This window comes from Sellimonas catena (genome assembly GCF_027924685.1).
In the GTDB taxonomy this organism is placed as follows: Bacteria; Bacillota; Clostridia; order Lachnospirales; family Lachnospiraceae; genus Sellimonas; species Sellimonas catena.
In genome coordinates this window covers 36,411-45,957 of record NZ_BSBO01000033.1, presented here as the reverse complement: position 1 = coordinate 45,957, position 9,547 = coordinate 36,411, and the positions used below count along the sequence as shown (strand labels likewise).

Sequence of the window (9,547 nt, the reverse complement as noted above, 5' to 3'; positions counted from 1 at the left end):
ACGTGTTTTATTTTGCAACTAACATCATAAAGAAAAACTGTATGATTGGGAAGTAGGGATTTTCTCTGCTTCCCTTTTTATTTAGGAAAAATTCCTATTTTTGCCAATAATAATTATACACTAACTTACAATCCTTTCTATTTTTTTACGTCGTTATTACAATTTATTACAGTAATTCCTCCTCTCCGGTCAGTTCTCATTCCTTTTTATCTTGATTCGCGGCAGAAAGATTCTATTTTTTCTACAACTTCTTCAATCGTCATCTCTGAGCTGTCAATCAGCTCTGCGTCTTCTGCGCGGCACAGCGGGGAAATCTCTCTGGTCATATCTCTTCTGTCACGTTCTTCTATATCTGCTGCGATCTGAGCATAATCGCAGGATTCCCCTTTTCCCAACAATTCATTGTACCTTCGTCCGGCTCTCGTGTCAACACTTGCCGTCAGGAATATCTTGACATCTGCATCCGGCAAAACACTTGTTCCGATATCTCTGCCGTCCATTACAACATCTTCTCTCCTTGCCAGATCCCGCTGCAGTTCCAGCAGTCTGGCGCGTACCGCCGGAACGGCCGAGCTTTTTGATGCCATATTTCCGACTGCTTCCTCCCGGAGATGGTCTGTAATATTTTTATCATTTACATAAATCTGCTGCTTTCCATTTTCATAGGCAATGTCAATTTTCACCTCTTCACATGCTTTTGTGACCGCCTCTTCATCGTCCGGCCGGATTCCTTTTGTCAGAAAATACCAGGCTAGCCCCCGGTACATTGCCCCGGTGTCTACATAAATAAAGCCTTTTCTTTCTGCCAGAAGTTTTGCTATGGTGCTTTTCCCGGCGCCGGCCGGTCCGTCAATCGCTATCTGATAACCCATTATTTTCATCCTCCGATACTGTATTTATTCTCAGTCTGACTGTGCCTTATTCCTCAGAAGCACAGGAACCCGCCGCATTTCCGGTAGACCATGCAATCTGAAGATTGAATCCGCCTGTCACAGCATCCAAATCCAGAACCTCTCCCGCAAAATAGACATGTTTTACCAGTCTGGATTCCATCGTTGCCGGGTTGATCTCCCTGACATTGACGCCTCCCTGTGTAATAATGGCTTCATTGAAATCCCGAAGCCCGGTAACGGTCAGCTCCAGACCTTTTAGCAATGCCGCGAAAGCAAGCCTCTCTTCTCTGGTGATTTCGTGGATCTTCTTTTCCGGATGAATCCGGCTCTGCTCAACAGCCACCGGAATCATCTTGGCCGGGAGAAGCCTGGCAAGTGCGTTTTTAAACTGCTTGTTCTTATTCTCCTCGAAATCCCGCAGAAGTCTCGCATCCAGCTGTTCAAAGGAAAGCGCCGGCTTCAAATCAATCCGGAGTCTCAGCGGTCTTTCCTCCAGAATTTTTCCGACAAAAGAGCTGGCGCTTAATATCATCGGCCCGCTCACTCCATAGTGCGTAAAAAGCATTTCACCAAAATCTTCGTAAAGGACTTTCGACCCGTCCAGGATGGTAATTGCCGTATTCTTAAGAGAAAGGCCCTGAAGATCTTTTACAAAAGCTTCCTTCGTCTCCATCGGCACCAGCGCCGGACGGATGCTGGTTACGGTATGTCCAAGGGTTTTTGCAAACCGGTAACCGTCTCCTGTTGACCCTGTCGTCTGGTAGGAGTTTCCTCCTGTGGCGATAATACATGTATCTGCCTGTACTTCCGTCCCGTCCGCAAGGTACAGGCAGGCAAACGCCCCGTCTTTTGTTCCGATCTGCTGTACTTTCGTGTTTAAGTGTACCTGAACTCCCTGGCGTTTCAATTCATCTCCCAGTACACGGATGACATCAGAAGAATGATCGGACTCCGGAAACACCCTGTTTCCCCGCTCTGTTTTCATCTTCAGTCCGATTTCGCTGAAAAACTCCATGGTCTCTTCGTTTGTAAATCCGTAAAAACTGCTGTAAAGGAACTTTTTATTTGTAACCACAGAATCCAGAAGCTCTTCCATATCACAGGAATTCGTCAGATTGCACCTTCCCTTTCCGGTAATATAGATCTTTTTACCCAGTTTTTCATTTTTCTCAAATAATTCTACCTGGTTTCCATTTCTTGCTGCGAAGATGGCGGCCATCATTCCTGCCGCGCCTCCTCCGATTACTACTGTTTTTCCCATTCCGTTCTCCTCTGATCATTCACTTTCTTCTGGTCCGGAAAATGAAGTGGTATTTTATCCCTGACCGGATGCAGTTCATCGCTTGAGTAAACCTGATACTCATCCCAGATCTGTTCCAGTGTCCCCAGCGTGTCCACAACCTCGTCCTGCTTTTTCATGCAGAGTGCAACCACCAGCGCATTAATCACACTCAGCGGCGCCACAAGCGAATCCACAATCGAAGTCATATCGCTGCGCGCGATCAGACTGCAGGACGAATAAAGATTCATCGGTGAGTGAACGCTGTCCGTCAGTGTGATGATCTTTGCTCCCTGGTTGTTCGCAAATTCCAGAGCCTTTAATGTTCTCATGGAGTATCTCGGGAAGCTGATACCGATGATCACATCCTCCTCCGTAATCCGGATAATCTGCTCAAAAATCTCACTGGAACTGTTCGTGTCCACACTGACCACATTGTCCCGGATCAGATTCAGATAAAAGCCAAGAAAATTTGCAAGTGTGGCACAGCTTCGTATGCCCACAATGTAGATTTTCCTGGCATTTAAAATCGTATCGACCGCCGTCTCAAAGGCATTCTGATCAATATGCTCCATCGTCAGCTTAATCTTCTCTATATCCGACTGGAGCACACTCATCAGAATCTCAGACTGGCTGATCCGCCCGTAAGTAACCTCCATCCTCTGAATAAAATTCAGGCGGTTGCTCACAAGCTCCTCAAGCGCTTTCTGAAACTGCGGATAGCCCTTGTACCCAAGACCGGACGCAAAACGTACAACTGTAGACTCACTGACACCGACCACATCACCCAGTCTGGCCGCAGTCATGAAAACAGCCTTCTCATAAGAAGACCGTATATAGTCCGCCAGTTTCTTCTGGCTCTTGCTCATCCCGTCATACCGCTCCTCAATTCTTTCAAGCAACTCATTTTTGCCGGTCATGACTAACTCCTCCAAAAGTCCATAATAGCTAATTAAGTATACTCCTTTTTCACCTTAATTACAAGCATTTCACAAGAGTCGACAAGAAAGAGGACAAAGATTTAAGCATTTATTAAATTTTGGGGACGTGTTCCGATGAATCGGAACACGTCCCCAATAGAAAAATCTGTATTGCTTTTTATTTAGAAGTTGTACGTTTAAACAGGATAACTTCCGTTTTTTGTGTCTGCAATTGTCTCGTCTACTTTTGTCTGCTGTGCCTGACGGTATTTGAAAAAGTCGATTGCAACCTGCGGGAAGAGGGCATAGGTCAGTACATCTTCGTCCTGCTGTTTCCACTGTTTCATCTCGTTTTCGAGTGTTTCCAGTTCGTCCGGGATAAGATCTGCCGGGCGGCAGGTGATGCAGTCATCAATTTCGTCGCCGAGGCATTTTTTCTTGACGTCTTCGTTGAACGGGCAGACGGTTGCGCCGTATTTGCCTTTCAGGATATCTTTTGTTTCTTTGGTTGCCATTTTGTAGCGTTCTCCCATCAAAACGTTGAAGACAGCCTGTGTTCCTACGATCTGGGAGGACGGTGTGACAAGCGGCGGTTCTCCGAGGTCCTTTCTGACTCTTGGTACTTCTTCAAGCACTTCATAATATTTGTCCTCCGCTCCCTGTTCTTTCAACTGGGAGGTCAGGTTGGAGAGCATGCCTCCCGGTACCTGATAGAGGAGTGTTTTGATATTAACTCCCAGATTCTTCGGATTTAAGAGTCCGCTTTCCAGTGCTTCATCACGGATCGGGCGGAAGTAATCTGCGATCTCGGACAACAGCTGCTGGTCAAATCCGGTGTCGTACGGTGTGCCTTTGAATGTTTCTACCATGACTTCGGTTGCCGGCTGGGATGTTCCGAGTGCAAATGGTGACATTGCCGTATCGATCACATCTACACCTGCTTCCACTGCTTTTAAGTAGGTCATGGAAGCGACTCCGGATGTATAGTGGGTGTGGAGCTGGATCGGAAGGTTTGTTGCTTCTTTTAAAGCGGTTACAAGTTCGGTTGCTTTATAAGGAAGCAGGAGGCCTGCCATATCTTTGATGCAGATGGAATCCGCACCCATCTCCTCGATTTCTTTTGCTTTCTGTACCCAGTATTCCAGAGTGTAGGCGTCTCCGATTGTGTAGGAGAGGGCCACCTGTGCATGGGCTTTTTCTTTGTTTGCCGCCCTGACTGCGGTCTGAAGATTCCGAAGGTCGTTCAGACAGTCGAAAATGCGGATGATATCAATTCCGTTTGCAACGGATTTTTGCACAAAGTACTCTACTACATCATCGCCGTAAGGACGATATCCGAGGATGTTCTGTCCGCGGAACAGCATCTGCAGCTTTGTGTTTTTAAAACCGTCACGGAATTTACGGAGTCTGTCCCATGGATCTTCTTTCAGGAAACGTAAAGAAGCGTCAAATGTTGCTCCTCCCCAGCATTCCACGGAATGATATCCGACTTTGTCAAGTTTTTCTACGATCGGCATCATCTGCTCGGTCGTCATTCTTGTTGCGATCAGGGACTGATGTGCATCACGCAGAATCGTCTCTGTTATTTTAATTGGTTTTTTCTCTGCCATTTCAATCTCCTCCTCGAACTTATTTCACTCCGAATATCGCCATAAATGTTCCTGCCACGACTGCCGTTCCGATAACGCCGGCTACGTTTGGCCCCATTGCATGCATCAGAAGGAAGTTTGTCGGATCTGCCTCAGCACCGACTTTCTGTGATACTCTGGCTGCCATCGGCACTGCAGATACTCCTGCGGACCCGATCAGCGGATTGACCTTGCCTCCGGTTACATAGCACATGACTTTACCAAGAAGAACACCCGCCGCGGTACCGAACGCGAATGCGATCAGTCCCAGGATGACGATCTTGATCGTATCCAGATTCAAAAACGCTTCCGCGCTTGTCGTTGCTCCTACGGAAGTACCAAGCAGGATGACAACGATATACATCAACGCGTTGGACGCGGTTTCTGTCAGCTGGCGTACCACTCCGGATTCACGGAAGAGGTTTCCAAGCATCAGCATTCCGACAAGCGGTGCTGTCGTCGGAAGAATCAGGCAGACAACAATGGTAACGATGATCGGGAAGAGGATCGCTTCCAGCTTGGATACCGGCCGGAGCTGTTCCATCTTGATCTTACGTTCTTTTTCCGTTGTCAGAAGCTTCATGATCGGCGGCTGGATAATCGGTACCAGTGCCATGTAGGAATAAGCCGCTACCGCAATCGGTCCAAGAAGTGCGGTCTGCTGAAGCTTTCCGCAGAGGAAAATCGATGTCGGTCCGTCCGCTCCGCCGATGATGGCGATTGCTGCCGCTGCTTTGTCAGAAAATCCCATTGCCATTGCCCCGAGGTATGCTGCAAAAATACCAAACTGTGCAGCTGCTCCCAGAAGGAAGCTTTTCGGGTTCGCAATCAGCGGGCGGAAGTCTGTCATTGCTCCGACACCCATGAAAATCAGCGACGGCAGAATAGACCACTCGTCCAGTTTATAGAAATAATACAAAAGTCCACCGGTTCCATTATCCGAATCTTCAAAAGACAGCATAATGTCCGGATAGATATTTACAAGGAGCATCCCAAAAGCAATCGGGACGAGAAGAAGCGGTTCAAACCCTCTGTTGATCGCAAGATACAGAAACAAGCATGCAACTGCAATCATGATCAGGTTGCCAACCGTCAGGTTCAGAAATGCCGTCTGCTCTACAAGACGCCCTAACGTCTCAACTATATAGCTCATGTTCTAACCTCCAATTGTCAGTTGTCATTAATTTAATGTTGCAAGCAAGGTTCCCGCTTCACATGCATCTCCTACTGCAAGTTCGATACTTGCCACTGTTCCGTCTTCCGGAGCAACAACAGGGATCTCCATCTTCATCGCCTCAATGATGACAACCGGCTCTCCTCTTTTGACTTTCTGACCTACAGAAGCTTCGATTTTGAATACTTTTCCGGCCGCCCCTGCTTCCACACGGATGCTGCCTGCACCCTGCGTTTTTTTCGGAGCCGGTGCCTTTGGTGCTTTCGGTGCTGCCTTTGGTGCCGCTGCCGGCGCAGATGCCGCTCCTGCTTCATTCTTCTCTTCTACTGTAACGTCATATACGTTTCCATTTACTGTAATTGTATAACTTTTCATGATTGCTTCCTCCTATTTCCACTGACTGTTCTTTCTTCTTTTTTTAATGGAACGTACTACAAATCCGTCTGTAGAAGTCCCCTCACTTGCCGCGATTGCCGCACTGATGACTGCAACCAGCTCCAGATCATCCGTCAGATCCTCTTCCTGGACAGTCTCTTCTTCAACAGCAGCAGGTGCTGCTTCTGTCTGTTTCGGCTCTGTCTTTTTCTGCTGTGTTTTCCCGATCAGGCCGAACAGGGAAATGATAAAGGAAATGAAAATCAGTACGACAAACACGGTTCCCATTCCAAGGACTGTATTCAGACCGGCCTTCTGAAGAATTTCTCCGGTTGAATATTTGGCTGCCGCCGTAAAACTCTCCATCTCCGATTTTTCGTTAAACTCAATCGTAATCTCAGCATCTCTGTCTTCGTACTCGGCATCTGTTGTCAGCATGATGCTGTCCGAGCTCTGCTCCACAGTGAAATCTCCGTGGCTGATATAATCACCACACTCTTCAATTCCAGCTTCCCACGCATCAATCATCGTGGTAAAATTGGACGCCTGCACATTAAATCCTGACTGAAGCAGTGTCAGATTCAACTGCAGTTCACTTACATCCTTAAATGCATCCAGTTCTTCCGTAGACATCTGGCTGAAACTTGAGATCAGCGCATCCGCCTGCTCGATCATTGTATCTTCATCATAATTTGCATCAGAACTGCTGCTGCATCCGGAAAGAGTAAATACGAGGGCAAGGATGACTGCAAATAAACTAATTCTTTTCTTCAACTCGTCTCACCTCTCTATACCGTTCCGTGCTTTTTGGACGGACGGTCCTCTCTTTTTGTGAACAGCATCTCCAGAGCTCCGATCACATACTTTCTTGTATCTTCCGGACGGATCACTGTATCCACATATCCTCTTGCCGCCGCAGATGCCGCGCTTTCCTGCAGACTGCGGTACTGATCTTCTTTTTCCTTTCTCTCATCCGCAGACACGTCAGGATACATGATCTTTGCCGCAAGACCTGCTTCCATTGCTCCGATTTCGGCATCCGGCCATGCATAAACCATGTCAGCTCCAAGTGCCTTGCTGTTCATTACAAGGTAACCGCTTCCAATCGCTTTACCTGTCATAACATTCACCTTCGGCACCGTTGCATTCGCAAATGCGTAGACCAGTTTTGCCGCTTCTCTTGCAAGTGTTTTCTCACTGCATTTTGATGCCTTGAATCCATTGACATCTGTCAGTGTCAGAACCGGAATCTCAAATGCATCGCAGAATGTCACAAAATCAGCTGCTTTCCGGCATCCTTTTGCAGAAAGAGAGCCGTCAAACTCCTGCTGTACTTTGCCTTCTTCATCGTATACTTTGGAACGGTTCGCAACAGCTCCGACCGTCAGTCCGTTCATCCGGACAAAACCGGTCACCATTTCTTTTGCGTACCCTGCCTTTACTTCTATAAATTTCTGATCATCAGCGATCATCGATAACACGAGGGCAGCGTCATCGGCTCCATTTTCAATTCCCGCGCATAACCGGTTCAGGTCGTCGGTGCATTCTTCATAAGAATCGTTGTCCTCATTGTTTGCAGGAAGCATACAGATCAACTCCCGGATACCGGACAGGATTTCACTTTCTGTTCCAAGGAAATCTACATTACCGGCCTCCTCTGTCTGAAACGCCGCACCGGACGTGTCGCATTTTTCAATGTGATTGCCCGGGATCGCATTCGGGGAATTAACAAAAAGCTTTCCTTTTTCTTCCATGAATGTGAAATCGGAAAGTCCGGAAAGGATTGCAGCTCCACCGCCGCAGGTACCAAATACAGCAGTAATCTGCGGGATCACTCCTGAAGCGAGTGCCTGTTTCGCATAAATACTGCCAAACGCCTGCAATGCGTCTGTTCCTTCCTGAAGCCTGAGTCCTGCACAGTCAATCAGGCCGATCACCGGTGCCCCCATTTTCATCGCCATGTCATAAAGGCCTGTAATCTTCTTTGCGTGCATCTCTCCGACTGCTCCGCCGAGTACCGATGCATCCTGGCTGTACACATAGACCAGACTGCCGTCAATGACTCCATATCCGGTGATCACGCCATCTCCCGGAACCTTGCTTTCCTGCATGTTGAAATCCGTGTTCCTGGCTGTGACAGCGCCACCGATCTCAACAAAGCTGCCGGCATCCAGTAATTCTGAAATTCTGAAAACTGCCGGCGTTTTTGCTGCTTCATTACTCATAAACCTAGCCCTCCATTTGTGATATATTCCTAAAAGTTAAACCAAATTTTAGCCAATTATATTATACTTTTTCTAATATCCTTTTTCAAGAGTTTATGTGAAATTTTTGACATATTTTTTCACTCGTATATTGCGTTATCATATTAACGTATTAATGTTTTTTCAGCATATTTCAAGCTTTTTCTACACTTGGCCCAATATAATTTTTAGTTTCTTTCTTTATCTGTCTTTTTTTTATGAAAATTTAATAATTTTGGACTGTGTTACAAAAAATTCATTGTGTCGACACGGAAACTGTGCTAAAATAGCCATTACAGGGATGTCATAATGTTATAAAGGAATACCAAGGGAAATGACATCTTTTGTCTTTTTTATGGCATAAGCAGTAATACAGATTCAGGAAAACCCGGAAGCGTCATGTTTTCTTCCAAGTCAGAAAAGATGCGGTTTTCCGGTGCCGGCCGGGGCAGTTTCCCGCTTCTGTCTTACTTTCCCGAAAGGGAGCATCTTTCAGTGTGCGGCTAGTGCAGTACCGTTCTCTGTCAGATAGCGGATATTGTTCCAGATGCCTGAAATGACCGGATTTTATTTTTGCGGAATATCCAGTCTTTGACATATTTTTGTCTGTCTCCGCAGATAAAATCAGGAAAGCTCACCATCCGGAACAAGAAAAGGGAGAATTCCTCTTCCGTTTTTGCCAGATTGTCTTCTTTTCATGAAGGCAGAGACTACAAGGCAGACCATTCCCTGACTTCTGCTTCCGGCAGTTGTTCATTCTGTCTTAGATGTTGTTCTTTTGCGAACTATATTCCTTTACATAGTCTTTTCCAGCCGGTATATTATGGAAATGGATTTCATAATCTGTAAAAGACACCTGGCCGAAAGGCCGCTTTTGTCTGACTGAGTCCGGCATGATCTGCTGCATCAGAAAGTGTCTGTTTCAATTAGACAGCTCATCACACTTTGGTATGTTGAGTAAGTTTTCTTTCTTAATTAATATAGGGAAGAAAATGACTTGGATGATTTACGTATGAGAAATCAAAAATTAAATTG

The 9,547-nt window shown here is 46.5% G+C and carries 8 protein-coding genes; all 8 read right to left on the bottom strand.

Translation table 11 applies throughout. The features are described from left to right. Positions 1-206: 206 nt before the first annotated feature. Positions 207-872 (bottom strand): (d)CMP kinase, encoded by a 666-nt coding sequence (gene cmk / locus Selli1_RS14365; RefSeq protein WP_087167282.1) that lies wholly within the window; start codon positions 870-872, stop codon positions 207-209. 46 nt (positions 873-918) lie between these two features. Next, positions 919-2,154: a BaiN/RdsA family NAD(P)/FAD-dependent oxidoreductase gene (locus Selli1_RS14360; protein WP_281873578.1), complete on the bottom strand. Its 1,236-nt coding sequence runs from the start codon at positions 2,152-2,154 to the stop codon at positions 919-921. After that, on the bottom strand, positions 2,139-3,092 hold the full coding sequence (locus Selli1_RS14355) for a MurR/RpiR family transcriptional regulator (protein WP_191436532.1): 954 nt from the start codon (positions 3,090-3,092) through the stop codon (positions 2,139-2,141). Before Selli1_RS14355 ends, Selli1_RS14360 begins: the two co-directional genes overlap by 16 nt. A gap of 197 nt (positions 3,093-3,289) precedes the next feature. After that, positions 3,290-4,702 carry an oxaloacetate decarboxylase subunit alpha gene (locus Selli1_RS14350; protein ID WP_087167285.1) on the bottom strand — a complete coding sequence of 471 codons (1,413 nt, stop codon included), beginning with the start codon at positions 4,700-4,702 and terminating at the stop codon, positions 3,290-3,292. Positions 4,703-4,721: 19 nt separating this feature from the next. Further along, a complete protein-coding gene (locus Selli1_RS14345) occupies positions 4,722-5,873 on the bottom strand; it encodes a sodium ion-translocating decarboxylase subunit beta (protein WP_087254871.1) in 1,152 nt (383 codons plus the stop codon). 27 nt (positions 5,874-5,900) lie between these two features. Next, on the bottom strand, positions 5,901-6,269 hold the full coding sequence (locus tag Selli1_RS14340) for a biotin/lipoyl-containing protein (RefSeq protein ID WP_087167287.1): 369 nt from the start codon (positions 6,267-6,269) through the stop codon (positions 5,901-5,903). 12 nt (positions 6,270-6,281) lie between these two features. After that, positions 6,282-7,043, bottom strand: coding sequence for an OadG family transporter subunit (locus Selli1_RS14335; protein WP_087254875.1), 762 nt, complete (start codon positions 7,041-7,043; stop codon positions 6,282-6,284). A 14-nt stretch (positions 7,044-7,057) separates the two neighbouring features. Beyond that, positions 7,058-8,494: an acyl-CoA carboxylase subunit beta gene (locus Selli1_RS14330; RefSeq protein ID WP_138372876.1), complete on the bottom strand. Its 1,437-nt coding sequence runs from the start codon at positions 8,492-8,494 to the stop codon at positions 7,058-7,060. Positions 8,495-9,547 lie beyond the last annotated feature (1,053 nt).